The sequence below is a fragment of the Microbacterium ureisolvens genome (assembly GCF_015278315.1).
In the GTDB taxonomy this organism is placed as follows: domain Bacteria; phylum Actinomycetota; class Actinomycetes; order Actinomycetales; family Microbacteriaceae; genus Microbacterium; species Microbacterium ureisolvens.
In genome coordinates, this window is the sequence record NZ_JADIJE010000009.1 from 86,778 (window position 1) to 103,765 (window position 16,988).

The 16,988-nt window shown below is 70.4% G+C and carries 17 protein-coding genes; 14 read left to right on the top strand and 3 right to left on the bottom strand.

What is annotated here, in order from left to right:
• Window positions 1-27: 27 nt before the first annotated feature.
• Window positions 28-1,599, top strand: a complete 1,572-nt coding sequence (locus tag IM767_RS14295) for a multicopper oxidase family protein (protein ID WP_109210694.1) — start codon at window positions 28-30, stop codon at window positions 1,597-1,599.
• A gap of 74 nt (window positions 1,600-1,673) precedes the next feature.
• Window positions 1,674-2,534: a phosphotransferase family protein gene (locus IM767_RS14300; protein ID WP_109210693.1), complete on the top strand. Its 861-nt coding sequence runs from the start codon at window positions 1,674-1,676 to the stop codon at window positions 2,532-2,534.
• A gap of 3 nt (window positions 2,535-2,537) precedes the next feature.
• On the opposite strand, the gene IM767_RS14305 is transcribed toward IM767_RS14300, so the two are convergent.
• Together IM767_RS14305 and IM767_RS14310 are read right to left on the bottom strand one after the other, a co-directional pair.
• Window positions 2,538-3,770 carry an MFS transporter gene (locus IM767_RS14305; protein ID WP_109210692.1) on the bottom strand — a complete coding sequence of 411 codons (1,233 nt, stop codon included), beginning with the start codon at window positions 3,768-3,770 and terminating at the stop codon, window positions 2,538-2,540.
• The gene (locus IM767_RS14310; protein WP_109210691.1) at window positions 3,767-4,225 is read right to left on the bottom strand and encodes a MarR family winged helix-turn-helix transcriptional regulator; all 459 of its coding nucleotides are present in this window, start codon (window positions 4,223-4,225) and stop codon (window positions 3,767-3,769) included. The genes IM767_RS14305 and IM767_RS14310 overlap by 4 nt, the downstream gene beginning before the upstream one ends.
• 204 nt (window positions 4,226-4,429) lie before the next feature.
• Here IM767_RS14310 and IM767_RS14315 point away from each other — a divergent pair, with 204 nt between their 5' ends.
• The 9 genes from IM767_RS14315 (at window position 4,430) to IM767_RS14355 (ending at window position 13,279) form a co-directional block, all read left to right on the top strand.
• Window positions 4,430-5,632 carry a substrate-binding domain-containing protein gene (locus IM767_RS14315; RefSeq protein ID WP_109210690.1) on the top strand — a complete coding sequence of 401 codons (1,203 nt, stop codon included), beginning with the start codon at window positions 4,430-4,432 and terminating at the stop codon, window positions 5,630-5,632.
• A 19-nt stretch (window positions 5,633-5,651) separates the two neighbouring features.
• Window positions 5,652-6,467: an ABC transporter ATP-binding protein gene (locus IM767_RS14320; protein ID WP_109210689.1), complete on the top strand. Its 816-nt coding sequence runs from the start codon at window positions 5,652-5,654 to the stop codon at window positions 6,465-6,467.
• Window positions 6,464-7,234 (top strand): ABC transporter ATP-binding protein, encoded by a 771-nt coding sequence (locus IM767_RS14325; RefSeq protein WP_109210688.1) that lies wholly within the window; start codon window positions 6,464-6,466, stop codon window positions 7,232-7,234. The genes IM767_RS14320 and IM767_RS14325 overlap by 4 nt, the downstream gene beginning before the upstream one ends.
• The gene (locus IM767_RS14330; RefSeq protein ID WP_109210687.1) at window positions 7,231-8,106 is read left to right on the top strand and encodes a branched-chain amino acid ABC transporter permease; all 876 of its coding nucleotides are present in this window, start codon (window positions 7,231-7,233) and stop codon (window positions 8,104-8,106) included. The genes IM767_RS14325 and IM767_RS14330 overlap by 4 nt, the downstream gene beginning before the upstream one ends.
• Window positions 8,107-8,240: 134 nt before the next feature.
• Complete coding sequence (locus IM767_RS14335) at window positions 8,241-9,302, top strand: branched-chain amino acid ABC transporter permease (RefSeq protein ID WP_109210770.1); 1,062 nt, start codon at window positions 8,241-8,243, stop codon at window positions 9,300-9,302.
• Window positions 9,299-10,918, top strand: coding sequence for a class I adenylate-forming enzyme family protein (locus IM767_RS14340; RefSeq protein ID WP_109210686.1), 1,620 nt, complete (start codon window positions 9,299-9,301; stop codon window positions 10,916-10,918). The genes IM767_RS14335 and IM767_RS14340 overlap by 4 nt, the downstream gene beginning before the upstream one ends.
• On the top strand, window positions 10,915-11,595 hold the full coding sequence (locus tag IM767_RS14345) for a TetR/AcrR family transcriptional regulator (RefSeq protein WP_109210685.1): 681 nt from the start codon (window positions 10,915-10,917) through the stop codon (window positions 11,593-11,595). The genes IM767_RS14340 and IM767_RS14345 overlap by 4 nt, the downstream gene beginning before the upstream one ends.
• Window positions 11,595-12,347, top strand: a complete 753-nt coding sequence (locus tag IM767_RS14350) for a 3-hydroxybutyrate dehydrogenase (protein ID WP_109210684.1) — start codon at window positions 11,595-11,597, stop codon at window positions 12,345-12,347. Before IM767_RS14345 ends, IM767_RS14350 begins: the two co-directional genes overlap by 1 nt.
• Complete coding sequence (locus IM767_RS14355; protein WP_109210769.1) at window positions 12,344-13,279, top strand: alpha/beta hydrolase; 936 nt, start codon at window positions 12,344-12,346, stop codon at window positions 13,277-13,279. Before IM767_RS14350 ends, IM767_RS14355 begins: the two co-directional genes overlap by 4 nt.
• Window positions 13,280-13,306: 27 nt before the next feature.
• Here IM767_RS14355 and IM767_RS14360 read toward each other — a convergent pair whose 3' ends face one another.
• Window positions 13,307-14,095 (bottom strand): IclR family transcriptional regulator, encoded by a 789-nt coding sequence (locus tag IM767_RS14360; RefSeq protein ID WP_109210683.1) that lies wholly within the window; start codon window positions 14,093-14,095, stop codon window positions 13,307-13,309.
• 188 nt (window positions 14,096-14,283) lie between these two features.
• Here IM767_RS14360 and IM767_RS14365 point away from each other — a divergent pair, with 188 nt between their 5' ends.
• Genes IM767_RS14365 through IM767_RS14375 form a run of 3 tightly spaced genes read left to right on the top strand, consistent with a single transcriptional unit; the run spans window position 14,284 to window position 16,956 of the window.
• Window positions 14,284-15,084 (top strand): CoA transferase subunit A, encoded by an 801-nt coding sequence (locus IM767_RS14365; RefSeq protein WP_109210682.1) that lies wholly within the window; start codon window positions 14,284-14,286, stop codon window positions 15,082-15,084.
• 1 nt (window position 15,085) lies between these two features.
• A complete protein-coding gene (locus IM767_RS14370; protein ID WP_109210681.1) occupies window positions 15,086-15,769 on the top strand; it encodes a CoA transferase subunit B in 684 nt (227 codons plus the stop codon).
• Window positions 15,766-16,956 (top strand): acetyl-CoA C-acetyltransferase, encoded by a 1,191-nt coding sequence (locus tag IM767_RS14375; RefSeq protein WP_109210680.1) that lies wholly within the window; start codon window positions 15,766-15,768, stop codon window positions 16,954-16,956. The genes IM767_RS14370 and IM767_RS14375 overlap by 4 nt, the downstream gene beginning before the upstream one ends.
• The last annotated feature ends 32 nt before the right edge of the window (window positions 16,957-16,988 follow it).

Here is a 16,988-nt window from a genome sequence, read left to right on the forward strand (position 1 = left end):
TCGCGCGCGGGTTCCTACGGTCCTGGTATGACGCGCACGAACCGTTCGACACCCCAGGACCTACGCGCGCGGCGCAGTACGAGGAGGTTCCTCGGTCCGGTCCTCCTGCTGGGGGCGGTCCTGGTGACAACCGCCGTCACGTTCGCCGCGTGCGCGTTCGACTCGGGGTTCGGCCAGGACGCTTCGCCGTTCGTTCCGCGGCAGCCGGCGGTGTTCGAAACGGCGCTGCCGATCCCTCCGCTGGCCGAGTCGGAGGTCGTCGACGGTGTGCGGGTGTTCTCTCTCACGGCCCAGGAGGGCCGGACGCAGTTCATCGACGGGATGACGACGCCCACCTGGGGCTTCAACGGCGCCTACCTGGGACCGACGCTGCGGGCGCACCGCGATGAGAAGGTCGCCGTCGAGGTGACCAACGCGCTTGCGGAGACGACCACCGTGCACTGGCACGGCATGCATCTGCCCGCGGCGATGGACGGAGGTCCGCATCAGCCGATCGAGCCCGGCGGGCGGTGGCGGCCGGAGTGGAGGGTCGACCAGCCTGCCGCGACGCTGTGGTACCACCCTCACCCGCACGGCGACACCGAGGAGCACGTGATGCGGGGGCTCGCGGGGATGTTCATCCTTGACGACGATCAGAGCCAGACCTACGGGCTTCCGCAGGACTACGGCGTCGACGACATCCCGCTGATCGTTCAGGACAAGAAGTTCCTCGCCGACGGCCGGTTCCAGCTCGATTCCCAGGGCAACGAGGTGGGCCTGCTGGGCGACGTCGTGTTGACGAACGGAGCGTGGGGCGCCGTGTTCGACGTGACGACCGAGCTGGTCAGGCTCAGGATCCTCAACGGTTCCAGTGCGCGGACCTACGACTTCGCGTTCGACGATGGTCGGGATTTCTCACTCGTCGGCACGGACGGCGGGGTGCTGGAGACGCCGCACTCGACGGATCACGTGCGGTTGTCACCCGGCGAGCGAGCCGAGGTCGTCGTCGGACTCGCTCCCGGTTCGCAGGCGATGCTGCGCTCGCTCCCGCCGGATCTCGGCGCCGTCGCGGTGCCCTCCGCATATGGAGGCCTCGATGATTTCGACGTCCTGCTGCTCCGTGCCGCTGATCAGCTGCAGCCGTCCGCTCCTTTTGCGGACCGCTTCGCGGCCATCCCGAGATTCGTCGCGGACGATGCTGACACCTCGCGGACCTTCGAGGTGCAGAACCGCGAGATCAACGGTCGCCGAATGGACATGGACCGCATCGACGAGGTCATGCAGGTGGACAGCACCGAGCTGTGGGAGGTCACCAACCTCGACCTGTTCCCGCACAACTGGCATGTGCACGACGTCCAGTTCCAAGTCGTCGACATCGACGGCTCCACGCCGGGGCCGGAGCTTCGGGGATGGAAGGACACGATCTACCTCGAGCCCCGACGGATCTACCGCATCATGATGCGGTTCGAGGACTACGTCGACGACGAGAAGCCCTACATGATCCATTGCCACCTGCTGCTGCACGAGGACGAGGGGCTGATGTCGCAGTTCGTCGTCAGCCGCGATGATGCCCGCCGCAACGTCGGCGACACCGACGGGAGCGGAGGCCACGGACATTGACCGGGCACGAAAGCCGACACGCCGGCCGGGCCGGCCTGTGATGCTGGACCGATGCAGACCGTGGACGCAGCGCAGTGATCCCCGCCGTCACCCCGGAGGAGAGCGCACTCCTGTCCGAGCTGGGGCGTCGGCACGGTCTGTGGTCGACCGCCGACGTGCCGGGCCTTGTATCGCGGGGGACTGAGAACGTCACGTTCGCCGTGGGCGACTACATGGTGCGGCGCTCAGAGGACCTCGAGGCGGTCGTGCGCGAGGTCGAGGTGCTGGCGGGCCTGGCGACGGCGACGTCGGTCCCGACGCCGACGCCGGCGTTCCACGAGCCTGCGCTCGGGCTCTTCGCCTATCGCCGCCTGGACGGCGCGCCCCTCCTGTCCACCGCGCAGCGCCCGCCGCGCGATCTCGACCGGGCCGTGATCGACGCGCTCGCCGCCTTGCGCAGCCTCGATGCGTCGACGCGGCTGCCGCTGGATCACCATCCGAACGCGAGGTGGCACGACGATGCGGTGCAGGCCTTCCGGGCGGTGCGCGAGCACCTCACCGCGGATCAGCGGCGGCTGGTGCAGGCGTTCCTCGACGAGCCGCCGCCGGCGACAAGGCCCGACGTGGTAGCCCAGCACAACGACCTCGGTGCCGAGCACATCCTCGTCGGTGACGACGGGCAGGTGACCGGCATCATCGACTGGACGGATGCCGCGCTCGCGGATCCGGCGCGCGACATCGGGTCGATCTATCGCGACCTCGGCCCTGACACGGCCTTCCGCATCGGCGCGGCGCTCAACGGACCGGTGGGCGCCGACGAGGCGAGGCGGATCCGCTTCCACGCTCGATGCCGCTGGCTCGAGGACGTCGCGTTCGGCGTTGCGGAGCCGCCCCACGGCGCGGCCTACCTCGCCAACGCGTGGAGCACGTTCGGCCACACCTTCGCCGGGGGATGAGCGTCAGGCCGCGTCCCCCACGAGCACAGCGGCTGCCTCGTCCGCGGCATCCGCCTCGCGCTCGTCGATCCGCGCCAGTGCGCGCCGGCCGAAGAGGACCGTCGCCGTGGCGATGAGGATGGACGCCGCGGCGAACATGTACGGGACGGTGGGGCCGTACGCGTGCCACAGCCACGCGGCGAGCGGCGGCGCGGCGGCGCCGCCGAGGAAGCGGACCGCGGAGTACGACGAGGACGCGACCGAGCGGGGAAGGTCGGTGGCCTCCATGACCGATTCGGTCAGGACGGTGTTCATGATGCCGAGCAGCAGGCCTCCGACGATGATGCAGACGACGAGCGCCGCAGCGTTGTGGACCACGATCCCCGCGACGACGAGGTCGATCGCGAGCAGGGGCAGGGTCAGCAGCATCACGGTGGTGCGCGCCAGGAAGCGCATCAGGAGCGGCGCGACCCAGACGCTCGTGATCGCCAGGGCGACGCCCCACCCGAAGAAGGTGAGCCCGATGCCCATCGCCCCGAAGCCGAGGGGGAACGGCGAGAAGGCGAGCAGCACGAAGAAGCCGATGTTGTAGAACAGCGCCGCGACGGCGAGGACCGCCAGCGCCGGGATGCGCAGCGCCGTGAAGGGCGCGGAGAGCTTGACCGGCACCGGCTTGGGGCCGGCTCCGCGCAGCAGCACGAGCACGGCGACGAAGGCGATCGCCATGAGGGCGACGACGCCGAAGAACGGTCCCCGCCAGCTCACCTCGCCGAGCAGGCCGCCCAGGAGCGGGCCGACGGCGATGCCGAGGCCGAGTGCGGCCTCGTACAGAACGATGGCCGCGCCGCTGCCTCCCGACGCCGCGCCGACGATCGTCGCGAGAGCCGTCGAGATGAAGAGCGCGTTGCCGAGGCCCCAGCCGGCACGGAAGCCGATGATCGCGTCGACACTGCCGCTGAGCGCGCAGAGCAGGGCGAACACCACGATCAGGCCGAGACCGATCAGCAGTGTCGCCTTGGCGCCGATCCGGCTCGAGATCCAGCTCGTGATCAGCATCGCGAGACCGGTCACCAGCAGGTAGCTCGTGAAGAGCAGCTCGGTCTGGACGGGACTGGCCTGGAGCGAATCGGCGATCGCCGGGAGGATCGGGTCGACCAGGCCGATGCCCATGAAGGCCACCACGCAGGCGAAGGCGACCGCCCACACCTGGGCAGGCTGCCGCCACACGGATCCCGTCACGTGCCCGTGCCCCCTCATCGAGCCGCCTCCACGGTCGTCGATGGTGCGGCGGGGCGCGCGTGATCGAGCTTGCGCATGAGGACGGATGCCGTCGTCCGCAGCGCGTCCCACTCCTCCGGCTCCAGGTCGTCGAAGTGGGGCGCGAGAGCCGCGGTGAGCTGGAGGAGCCAGGTGTTGAGCGCTTCGAGGCCGAGCGCGGTGACCTCGACGACCGTCGCGCGAGAGTCCGCGGCATCCGTCGCCCTCTCCACGAGTCCGTGGTCGGCCATCTGCCCGACCAGTCGCGTCATCCCCGGCTGCGTCACGCGGCTCAGGCGCGCCAGCTCGCCGATGCGGAGCGGTCCGTGGTCGCGGAGGATCGTCAGCGTCCGCCACTGGGCCGCAGGGGTCTCGTTCGCTGTCTCGAGCGCCGCGACGCGCGTGAGCGCGTGGGCGGCGACGATGAGGGTCTCGATGTCCTGATCGTGGGTCACGACATAAGCATACCGCCGATATATATCGCCGGTATTGAAACTGCCCGACGTTCCGATTCGGTAACGGCGCACTCGTGCCGCCCCCGCCGACTTGACCCCGACCGCCTCTGTTTCCTAGATTGCAAGAACCTGAATCGGATCTCATGTTTGAGAGCGAAGCGCCGGTTCATGCACCAGATCCTTCCAATGGGGAAAGGCACGCACATGCGGGTTACGAAGAAGTTGCTCCTGGGCTCCGTGGTCGTCACGGCAGCGCTCGCCCTGGCGGCGTGCGCGCCGACAGCCGAGACGCCGTCCGGCGACCCGGCCGACGGCGAAGGCCCCGCCGAGGTCACCGTGGGCATCGTCACGAGCGAGTCCGGTCCGCTCGCCGGCTACGGCAAGCAGTACCTCGACGCGTTCGAGGCAGGACTCGACTACGCCACCGACGGCACCGGCGAGATCGACGGCACGGCCATCACGATCGAGAACCGCGACGACGCCGGCGACCCCGACAAGGCCGTCACCGCCGTCAAAGAGCTCATCGGCGAAGGCGTCAACATCATCGCCGGCACCGCGTCGTCGGGAGTCGCGCTCGCTGTTGCCGAGCAGGCGGCTCAGAACAAGGTCCTCTACATCTCCGGTCCCGCTGCCGCCGACGCCGTCACCGGCATCAACGAGTACACGTTCCGCTCGGGCCGCCAGAGCGCCCAGGACGTCGCCACCGCGGGCACGTTCCTCGACGACATCGAGGGCAAGAAGGTGACCGTGTTCGCGCAGGACAACGCGTTCGGCCAGGGCAACGTGGCGGCCGTCGAGGCGATCCTGGGGGGCAAGGGCGCGACCGTCGAGCCGGTCCTCGTCGCCGAGGACGCGACGGAGTTCACTCCCTTCGCGCAGCAGGTCCTCGCGGGCGCCCCCGACCTCGTGTTCGTCGCATGGGCGGGCGCCACGTCCGGCGCGATGTGGCAGGCGATGAGCCAGCAGGGTGTGCTCGACGAGATCCCCGTCGTCACCGGTCTCGGCGATGCAGCGACGTTCGGCGCCTACGGCGAGGCATCCGAGAAGATCAACTTCCTGAACCACTACTTCCCCGGCGCTCCCGACAACGACGTCAACACCGCGATGGTCGAGGCGATCGAGGAAGCAGGCGGCACCCCCGACCTCTTCAGCCCCGACGGCTTCAACGCGGCGATCATGATCGTGCACGCCATCCAGGAGGGCAAGGGCGACGTCGACGCGATGGTCGCCGCTCTCGAGGGCTTCGAGTTCGAGGGACCCAAGGGCACGATGACGGTGCGCGAGAGCGACCACGCGCTCCTCCAGGAGATGTACCAGGCCAAGCTCGTCGCCAAGGACGGCTCGTTCGTGCCCGAACTGGTCGACACGGTCGCGGCCGACGAGGTCGCGCCGGCCGAGGCCGAGTGATCCGGGGTCTCGCGAGCAGATGAACACCACAGTCCCGTCCGCGCCCGCCGCGGAGACCGCGCGCCGCGGCTCCGCACTAGAGATCGAGGGCCTCGGCCTGCAGATCGGCGGCGCGACGATCCTCAAGGACGTCGAGCTCGACGTCGCCGCCGGCTCCCTCGTGGGTGTCATCGGTCCCAACGGCGCCGGCAAGACCACGCTCTTCAACGTGATCTCGGGGCTTCTGAAGCCCACCGCCGGCCGCGTCGTGCTGGACGACCGCGACATCACGACGGCGTCGGTGCCGGCGCGGGCGCGGGCGGGACTGGGTCGCACCTTCCAGACCTCGAGCCTCTTCCCGAAGCTGTCGGTGCTCGAGAACGTGCGCCTGGCCGCCCAGGTGTCGCTCGGTGGCTCCGGGTCGCTGCTGCGATTCCCGCGCCGGACGGATGCCGCCACCGAGCTGGCGCTGGCCAAGCTCGACGCCGTCGGGCTCACGCACATGCAGGACGCACTCGCGGGCGACATCTCGCACGGCGACAAGCGCAAGCTCGAGATCGCGGTGCTGCTGGCCACGGAGGCGAGCATCGTGCTGCTGGATGAGCCGATGGCAGGCGTCGCCTCCGGCGATGTGCCGGGCCTCGTCGAGAACATCCGCGAGATGCAGCGCGAGAAGGGGTGCACGCTCCTGATGGTCGAGCACCACATCGATGTCCTGATGGGGCTCGTCGAGAAGGTCGCCGTCATGTACTTCGGCACGATCATCGCGTACGACACGCCGCAGCGGATCATGGAGAACCCGCTGGTGCAGAGCGCCTACCTCGGCACCGGGTCGGCGGGGACGGAGGCCGCATGAGCACCGCAGACACCGCGGCCGCGGCATCCGCCATCCTCAGCGTGCGGCATCTCCGCTGCACCATCGCGGGCCAGCAGGTCGTCGAGGACGTCTCGTTCGACGTCCCGGCCACCGGGATCACCGCCGTCCTCGGCCGCAACGGCGTCGGCAAGACGTCGACGCTCCGGGGCATTCTGGGGCTCATCACCCGCCGCGGCGAGGTGCGGCTGGCGGGCGAGCGCATCGACGGACTCGCCACGCATCGCATCGTGCGGCGCGGGGTCGGCTACGTCCCGGAAGACCGCGAGGTCTTCTCGAAGCTCACCGTGGCCGAGAACCTCGCCCTCGCCGAGCGGCAGCGCAACCCGCGGCGCGAGTTCGTCGCCGACCTCTTCCCCGACCTCGTCGCGCGTCGGGATCAGCAGGCCGGCACGCTGTCGGGCGGCCAGCAGCAGATGGTGTCGGTCGCCCGCGCCCTGCTCAACGACAACCAGCTGCTCCTCGTCGACGAGCCGACCAAGGGTCTGGCCCCGAAGATCGTGAGCGAGGTGGCGGACGCGCTGCAGGAGGCGTCGAAGACCGTCCCGATCCTCCTCGTCGAGCAGAACCTCGAGGTCGTCCGGCGCCTCGCCGACGATGCCGTCGTCATCGCCGGTGGCCGCGTCGCGCACGTCGGCAAGGCGCGCGACATCCTCGACGACGAAGACCTCACCCGGCGCCTGTTGGGCGTCCACGTGGAGCATGAGGACGCTGGCGACGCACTGAGCGAGCGGAGCGAGTCGAAGTGAGCACCCTCGTCCTCACCCTCATCACCGGCGTCGGCCTCGGCGCCCTCTACTTCCTCGTGGCGAGCGGCCTCAGCCTCATCTACGGCCTCATGCACGTGCTGAACTTCGCGCACGGCGCGTTCCTGACCCTGAGCGCCTTCATGGGCTTCATGGTGGCGCAGGCGCTCGGCACCGACTCGTGGGGCTCCTTCCTGCTGTCGGTCCTCGTCGGAGCGGCCGTCGGCGCCGTCTTCGCGACCCTCACCGAGCTCGTGCTCATCCGCCCGCTGTACGAGCGGCACATCGAGCAGGTGCTCGTGACGGTGGGTCTCTCGTTCGCCGCGGTCGCACTGTTCGAAGGCATCTGGGGCACCGACCCGATCCACATCTCGGGGCCGTCGTGGCTGAAGCAGACCACCGAGGTGCTCGGCGCCCGCATCCCCAACACGTACTGGGTGCTGATGATCGCCGCCGTGCTCGTGCTCGCGGCGCTCGTCCTCTTCCTGCAGAAGACCCGCTACGGCATGATCATCCGGGCCGGCGTCGAGAACCGCTCGATGGTGACCGCACTCGGCATCGACGTGCGCCGCTCCTTCACGCTCGTCTTCGCGATCGGCGGTGCGGCCGCCGGCATCGGCGGCGTGCTGGCCATGCACTACTCGACGTTCGTCTCGGCCCACCTCGGGCAGACGCTCCTCATCTTCGCGTTCATCGTCACCGTCGTCGGAGGCCTCGGTTCGCTCACGGGCGCGGCGGTCGCGTCGGTCCTCGTCGCGGTGCTCCAGCAGTTCGCGAACTTCTACCTGGGCGGCACCGGCGACTTCATCGTCGTGATCCTGCTGGCGCTCGTGCTGCTGGTGCGGCCGACCGGACTCCTCGGGAGGAAGGCATGACCCTTCGACAGGCTCAGGGACCGGGGGAGCGAGCTCAGGGACCGGGGGAGCAGGCTCAGGGGGCCGGCGCCGCCGCGGGCTCCGGCATCCGTCGATTCGTCCCCGCCGTGATCGGCGTGGTGCTGGTGGCGTTCATGGCGATGCTGCCGCTGCTCAACCTCTCGCTGCCCGGGATCCTCCCCACGCCGACGTACATGCCGGGCACGCTCGCCCTGCTGTCGCTGTGCATGGTGTTCGCCGCGCTCGCGCTGTCGTACAACCTGCTGCTCGGATCGGGCGGGATGCTGTCATTCGGGCACGCGCTGTACTTCGGTGCGGGCGCGTACGGACTCGGCATCGCGCTCGAGCACTTCGGGGTTCCGCTGTGGCCCGGCGTGTTCGTCGCCCTGATCGGCGGCATGATCATCGCGCTGGTCACCGGGGCGGTCTCGATGCGGGTGTCGGGCATCCCGTTCGCGATGGTGACGCTGGCGTTCGCGCAGGCGGGCTCGGTGCTCGTGCGCCGCAACTCGCAGGTCACCGGGGGTGAGGAGGGACTCAGCCTCAACACCGAGCAGGTGCCGGACTTCCTCATCGGCGTCATCAACACGCGCAACCTCTACTGGTTCACGCTCGCCGTGCTCGTGGTCGTCTACCTGGTCACGCTGTGGGTCGACACGTCGCGACTCGGCCACCTGGCCCGGGCGACCCGCGAGAACGAGCAGCGCGTGCGCGTGCTCGGCCTCTCGCCCTACCGGGTGAGACTCATCGTGTTCGTGATCGCCGCAGGGCTCGCGAGCCTCGCCGGCGTGGCCTACATGCTCCTGCAGTCGGGCACGGTGCCGCGCGCCGTCTCGGCCGACCTCACGATCACCGTGCTGGTGATGGTCGTGCTGGGTGGCGTCGGATTCCGCTGGGGTGCGATCGTGGGCGGTGTGCTCTACACGCTGCTGGATCAGCGACTGACGGTGCTCGCAGGTTCCGAGGCCATCGCCGGCCTCCCCGACGTGCTGCGGATCCCGCTGTCGGAGCCGCTGTTCCTCCTGGGCGTGCTGTTCATCATCGTCGTGATGTTCCTCCCGGGCGGCATCGCCGGCACGATCGACGCGGCCGTCCGCCGCCGTCGCGGGGAGAAGGTGCGCGGCTCGCTGCGCGGGTTGGACGACGCCGAGCACACCGCCGAGACCGCTGACGCGCCCGTCGAGGTGCGCGCGTGACCTGGACCGACGACCCCGCCCTCGACGACGGGCCCCACACCATCGGGCGCTGGATCGTCGACCGCGCCGCGCACTCGCCGGAGCGCGTGGCGATCGACGACCGCGGCGTGAGGACCGACTACGCGACGCTCGCGACACGCGCGACGGCGCTCGCCGACGGCCTCCGCCGTGCCGGCTACGGTCCGGGCGACCGGATCGCAACGGTGTCGGGCAATTCGACGGATCACGTCGTCGCGTTCTTCGCCTGCGCCATCGCCGGCGTCGCGTTCGTGCCGCTGTCGTGGCGACTCACGCCGCGGGAGCTGGCCGACGTGCTCGGCCGCTCCGCGCCGGCGCTGTTGCTGATCGAGGATGAGCACGCATCCCTCGCCGGCGAGGCGCTGCGCGTCGCTGACGCGATGCCGCCTGTCGCGGTGCTGGGCACGACCGGGGTCGAGGCATCCGTGCCCCCCGCGGCGCATCCGCGCGCGCGCCGGCCGGTGTACGACGACGACGCGCTCCTGATCATCTTCACCTCGGGCAGCGAGGCGGCGCCGAAGGGCGTCGTGCTGACGCACGCCAACTGCTTCTGGAACAACCTCGCTCTCGCGCGGGCGCTGCCGCTCACGCAGGACGATGTGGTGCTCGCGATGCTGCCGCAGTTCCACGTCGCCGCGTGGAACTGCCAGCCGCTCCTGGCCTGGTGGGTGGGGGCGACGGTGGTGCTCGAGCGCTCGTTCCAGCCCGCGCGCGTGCTCCAGCTGATCGCCGAGCGCGGTGTCACCGCGATGATGGGCGTGCCGACGCAGTACGCGCTCCTCGCTGACGACCGCGACTGGCTGGCGACGGATGCCTCGTCCCTCCGCCTGGCGCTGGTCGGGGGCGCGACGATGCCCGTCTCGCTGCAGGAGCCGTGGACGGCCCGCGGCATCGCGCTGACCCAGGGCTACGGTCTCACCGAGGCGGCGCCGAACGTCCTCCACCTCCCCGCTGCGGAGGCGGCCGCCGCCCCCGGCGCGGTCGGACGGCCCTATCCGCACGTCTCGGTGCGCGTCGTCGATCCGGTGTCGGAGCTGCCCCTGGACGGTGAGGCCACGGGCGAACTGTGGGTGCGCGGGCCCAGCGTGTTCGCCGGGTATCTCGGCGACGACGAGGCCACGGCACGGGCGATGCGCGGCGACTGGCTGCGCACGGGAGATCTCGTCTCGCGTGACGCCGACGGCGTCTTCCGGGTGGTGGACCGGCTCAAAGACATCTTCATCTCCGGCGGCGAGAACGTCGCCCCCGCCGAGGTCGAGTTCGCGCTCTGCCTTCACCCGCTCGTCGAGGCGGCCGCCGTCGTGGGCGTGCCCGACGCCGTCTGGGGGGAGCGCGGCGTCGCGTTCGTCGTACCGGCCGCCGGAGCGGCCCTTTCGGTCGACGAGGTGCTGGCCCACGCACGGCGCAACCTCGCGGCCTTCAAGATCCCGGTGCACGTGGAGTTCGTCGACGCGCTGCCGCGTTCGACGATCGAGAAGCTGGCCCGGTCTCGACTGCGCGCGCAGGCGCGGATGCTGATGGATCGCTCGGGGGAGAGCGACGATGCGGACGGCGCACCCGTCGACGGCGACGTGCGCACGAAGGGGGAGTCCCGATGAGCATGTCCGACGAACTGGTCGAGCACGAGGAGGAGCTGGTCTCCTCCGCGACCGGGAGGCCGCTCACCAAGCGCGGCGAGGCGACGCGACGCCGGCTGCTGGAGGCGGCGGAGCAGGTGTTCGCCGACCAGGGGTATCACGAGGCATCCATCGTCAAGATCACCGAGCGGGCCGGCATCGGCCTCGGCACCTTCTACCTCTACTTCGACAGCAAGCAGTCGATCTTCGAGGCGCTCGTGCTCGACCTCAACCGCCGCGTGCGCCACTCCATGTCGGAGGCGATGGAGGGCGCGTCCGGCCGCCTCGAAGCCGAGCGCGCGGGGTTCGCGGGCTTCTTCCGCTTCACCGCCGAGCATCCGGCGCTGTACCGCGTGGTGCGCGAGGCCGAGTTCGTCTCGCCCGAAGTGCTGCGCACGCACTACACCCGCATCGTCGAGGGCTACGAGGCCGGCCTGCGCGCCGCGCAGACCACGGGCGACGTCGATCCGCATCTCGACCCGGCGGTCGCTGCCTGGGCGCTGATGGGCATGGGCGAGCTGATCGGCATGCGCTTCCTGCTGTGGGAGCGCGACGCCGACGGCAAGCCCCCGGCGCAGCTCGATCCCGACGTCTTCGCCGGCATGACCCGGTTCATCGACAACGCCCTCGCACCGCGAGCCGGCGGAAAGGACGCCTGATGACGGAGCACGATCTGACGGGCAGGCGCGCGCTGGTCACCGGCGGCGCGAGCGGCATCGGCCTGGCCTGCGCGCACGAGTTCGCCGCCCGCGGCGCGCATGTGATCATCGCGGATCTGAACGTCGATGCCGCGACGGATGCCGCAGCCTCGGTGGGCGGCGAGGCCTGGGCTGTCGATCTCAGTGACACCGCCGCCCTGGACGACCTGACGCTCGATGTCGACATCCTGGTGAACAACGCGGGGATCCAGCGGGTCTCACCGATCCCGGAGTTCGATCCCGATGCGTTCCGGCTCATCCTGCGGCTCATGCTGGAGTCGCCGTTCCTCCTGATCCGTGCCGCGCTGCCGGCGATGTACGAGCGGGGCTGGGGGCGTGTGGTCAACATCTCGAGCGCCCATGGCCTGCGCGCCAGCGCCTTCAAATCCGCCTACGTCGCGGCCAAGCACGGCCTGGAAGGGCTCTCGAAGGTGACGGCGCTCGAGGGGGCCGCGCACGGCGTCACGAGCAACTGCATCAACCCCGCCTATGTGAGGACGCCTCTCGTCGAGAAGCAGATCGCCGATCAGGCGAAGGTGCACGGCATCCCCGAGAGCGAGGTCGTGGAGAAGATCATGCTCACCGAGAGCGCGGTCAAGCGTCTCGTCGAGGCTGACGAGGTCGCCTCCCTTGCGGGCTGGCTCGTGTCGGACAAGGCGGGCATGGTCACCGGCGCCTCGTACACGATGGACGGCGGGTGGACGGCTCGATGAGCGGCACCGAGGAGAGGGCGGCGACGGCCGGCCACGAGTATCGCGCGATCGACGTCCCCGTGGATGGCGGGTCGCTGCACGCGGGCGTGTGGGAGCCGACGGATGCCGCACCCGACGCGCCGACCGTGCTGGCGGTGCACGGCGTGACGGCGTCGCACCTCGCCTGGCCCTTCGTCGTCGAGCGGCTGCCCGGCGTGCGAGTGGTCGCGCCCGACCTCCGGGGTCGTGGCCGCAGCAACGGCATCACGGGATCGGCGGGCATGGCCGCGCACGCGGCGGATCTCGCGGCCTTGCTGGATGCTCTCGACATCTCACGCGTCGTCGTGGTGGGGCACTCGATGGGCGGGTTCGTCTCCGTCGTGTTCGCGCACCAGCACCCCGACCGCGTGGCGCGGCTGCTGCTCGTCGACGGCGGGCTTCCGCTCGACGTTCCGGCGGGGCTGACGACGGACCAGCTGGTGGTGGGCATCCTCGGGCCGACCGCCGCGCGACTGTCGATGCGGTTCCCGGATGCGGGGGAGTACCTCGACTTCTGGCGGAAGCATCCCGCATTCGCGTCGGACTGGACGCCCGAGCTCGAGCGCTACCTCTCGTACGACCTCGTCGACGACGGCGAGGGGGCGTTCCGGCCGGCCACGAGCTACGCCACGACCGCCGACGACACGGTCGACATGAACACGGGCACGGCGCTGCCGGCGGCGCTGGCCGGGCTGCGGCATCCGTCCCGGCTCCTCACGGTGCCGCGCGGACTGCAGGACGAGCCGCCCGGCCTGTACGCGCCGGACCACCTCGAGAGACTGCTGGCGGCCTACCCCGGTGTGGAGCACGAGCGGGTGGACGGCTTCAACCACTACACGATCGTCATGTCGCCCGCCGGCGCCGATGTCGTCGCGGCGGCGGTCCGCGAGGAGCTCGCCGTCGCGGCCGTCTGAGGCCCCGGCGCGGTCGGACCCGCTCCCTCAGCGAGAGGCCGCAATGCGCGTCGTGAGCTGGTGCGCGTGGGCCAGAAGTGTGCGGCCGAGCTCGGGGAGCCGGTCGGGGCCGAAGCGGAACTCGACGCCGGTGAGGCTGAGCGCCCACTGCGGATGCCCCTCGCGCGTGAAGACGGCGGCGCCGATGCCGTACGAGCCCTCGACGATCAGGCCGGGGTTGACCGCGTAGCCGCGCTCCTGGGTCTCGCGCAGGCGTGCGCGCATCCGAGGCTCCCCGTGGGCGGCTCCCCACTCGCGGGGCAGCTCCGGATGCCGCTCGAAGTAGGCGTCCACATCGTGGGGCGGCAGGAAGGCGAGGATGGCCAGGCCTGCCGACGCGACGCCGAGGGGGAATCGCACTCCCTCCGACAGCACGAACGACCGGATCGGGAAGCTGCCTTCCTCCCGCAGCAGGCACACCGTCTCGTCGCCCCGGCGGACCGAGAGGAACGCGCTCTCCTCGGTGCGCACGGCCAGCGAGCGCACGATGTCGCGTGCGACGGCGGTGATGTCGTAGCGGGATGCCGCGACCGTGCCCATCAGGAAGAGCTCGGGTCCGGGCATCCAGCGTCCGGTGCGCTCGTCCTGGTCGACCAGGCCCTCCTGGCGCAGGGCGGTCAGCAGGCGGTGCGTCGTCGGGCGGGTGAGCTCCGCACGGCGGGCCAGCTCGGCCACCGGCATCCCGTCGTCTCCACCGGAGGTGACCAGTCGCAGAAGGTGCGCCGCCCGCGCGATCGACTGGGCGCCCGGAACGCTGCGCTTCGCGGTGTTGTCCACGATATGGACGCTACGACGCGGGGACTCCACATCGCAAGCGCCGCCTGGCGTACGCGTGGGTCGGCGGTGGAGCATGGTGTGCAGAACTCCTTCGATTCGTCAGAAACAGCGCGCGAAACCGGCATCCGCCCCTGTGCGCGGCGCGGAGAAGAGGAGTTCTGCAGACGTGGTCGATGCAAAGGAGCAGAATGATCGACAAGACGTGGGGCTCGGCGGCGGAGGCCGTCGCCGACATCCCCGACGGCGCTTCGCTCGCGGTGGGAGGGTTCGGCCTGTCGGGCAATCCGATCGCGCTGATCGAGGCTCTCCTCGCGCAGGGGACCGGCGATCTCAGCATCGTCAGCAACAACTGCGGAGTCGACGACTGGGGCCTCGGCATCCTGCTGAATGCCAAGCGCATCCGCAAGATGACGTCGTCGTACGTGGGCGAGAACAAGGAGTTCGAGCGGCAGTTCCTCTCGGGCGAGCTCGAGCTCGAGCTGACGCCGCAGGGAACACTCGCCGAGAAGCTGCGCGCCGGCGGCTCGGGCATCGCCGCGTTCTACACGCAGACCGGCGTCGGCACGCAGGTCGCCGAAGGCGGGCTGCCGCGCCGCTACGCCGCGGACGGCAGCATCGCGGTGGCGTCGCCGGTCAAGGATGTGCGCAGCTTCGACGTGTCGGGCATCGCGCGCGACTACGTGCTCGAGGAGGCGATCGTCACCGATTTCGCGCTCGTGCACGCACTCAAGGGCGATCGGCACGGCAACCTGGTGTTCAACAAGGCTGCGCGCAACTTCAACCCGCTCGCGGCGATGGCCGGTCGCGTGTGCATCGCCCAGGTGGAGGAGCTGGTCGAGCCGGGCGAGCTCGACCCCGACACCATCCATCTTCCCGGCATCTACGTGCACCGCATCGTGGAGGTCGGATCCGACATCGAGAAGCGCATCGAACGTCGCACGGTCTCGGTCGCACAGGCCGCGTCGCGCGAGATGCCCGAAGGAGCCTGACATGCCGCTCACCCGCAACGAGATGGCCGCGCGCGCGGCCCAGGAGCTCGCCGATGGCGCCTACGTCAATCTCGGCATCGGGCTGCCGACGCTCGTGCCGAACTTCGTGCCCGACGGCGTCACCGTGGTGCTGCAGTCCGAGAACGGCATCCTCGGGGTCGGGCCTTATCCGACCGAGGACCGCGTCGACCCCGACCTGATCAACGCCGGCAAGGAGACCGTGACGACGCTGCCCGGTGCGGCGTTCTTCGATTCCGCGACGAGCTTCGGCATGATCCGCGGTGGCAAGATCGACGCCGCGATCCTCGGCGCCATGCAGGTGTCGGCCGCGGGTGACCTCGCGAACTGGATGATCCCCGGCAAGATGGTCAAGGGCCCGGGCGGCGCGATGGACCTGGTGCACGGAGCCGCGAAGGTGATCGTGCTCATGGAGCACGTCGCCAAGGATGGGTCGGCCAAGATCGTGAACGACTGCTCGCTGCCGCTCACCGGCAAAGGCGTGGTGGACCGGATCATCACGGACCTCGCGGTCATCGATGTGACGGATGCCGGACTCGTGCTCGTCGAGGTGGCTCCCGGCGTCACGGCCGACGAGGTGATCGCGGCGACCGAACCGGAGCTCCAGCTCAGTCCCGCCCAGCGAGCAGCGCGGGACGAGCGCGTCGAGATGAAGGTGGAGGCATGAACAACATCAACGACGACGTCGTCATCGTCGCGGCGGCGCGGACGCCGCAGGGTCGATTGAAGGGCCAGCTGGCTCCGCTGACGGCGGTGCAGCTGGGCAGCGCCGCGATCAAGGGCGCACTGGCGCAGGGCGGCATCCCCGCGGATGCGGTCGACGCGGTGCTCGTGGGTCAGGTGCTTCCCGCCGGCAGCGGGCAGAACCCCGCGCGTCAGGCGGCCGTGGGTGCCGGCATCCCTTGGGATGTCCACTCCAGCTCCGTCAACAAGGTGTGCCTGTCGGGCCTCACGGCGATCATCGACGGCGCGCGCATGATCAAGGTCGGCGACGCGACCGTCGTGGTCGCCGCCGGCATGGAGTCGATGACGCGGTCTCCGCACCTGATGATGGGGTCGCGGGACGGCTGGGCGTACGGCTCGATCGAGGTGCTCGACCACATGGCGTTCGACGGCCTCACCGACGCGTACGACCGAGAGAGCATGGGCGCCTCGACCGAGCGGCACAACGGCCGGCTCGAGATCACGCGCGAAGCGCAGGACGCCGTCGCGGCGCGCTCGCACCAGCGGGCCGCGGCCGCGCAGTCGGGCGGCGTCTTCGACGCAGAGATCGTGCCGGTCGAGATCCCGCAGCGCAAGGGCGATCCCGTGGTCGTGACCAAGGACGAGGGCGTGCGGCCCGACACCACCGTCGAGACGCTGGCGGGGCTCCGCCCCGCGTTCGCCGAAGGCGGGTCGATCACCGCCGGCAACTCGTCGCAGATCTCAGACGGCGCTTCCGCGGTCGTGCTCACGACCCGCTCCCACGCCGACGAGAGCGGCTGGCCCGTGCTCGCAGTGGTCGGCGCGTCCGGGCAGGTCGCCGGCCCCGACAACTCCCTGCACTCGCAGCCCGCGCGCGCGATCGACCAGGCGCTCGCCAAGCAGGGGATCGCGGCATCCGATCTCGACATCGTCGAGATCAACGAGGCGTTCGGCGCCGTCGTCGCCCGCTGCCAGGCCGAGCTCGGACTGTCGGACGACGTCGTCAACCCGCACGGCGGCGGCATCGCGATCGGGCACCCGATCGGGGCCTCCGGCAACAGGCTGGTCGTCCACGCGGTGCATGAACTCGTGCGCCGGGGAGGCGGAACGGCCGCGGTCGCCCTCTGCGGCGGCGGCGGTCAGGGCGACGCGCTCATCCTCACGCGCTGAGGTGAGATCGAGAGGGTACGTCTTCGCACGCT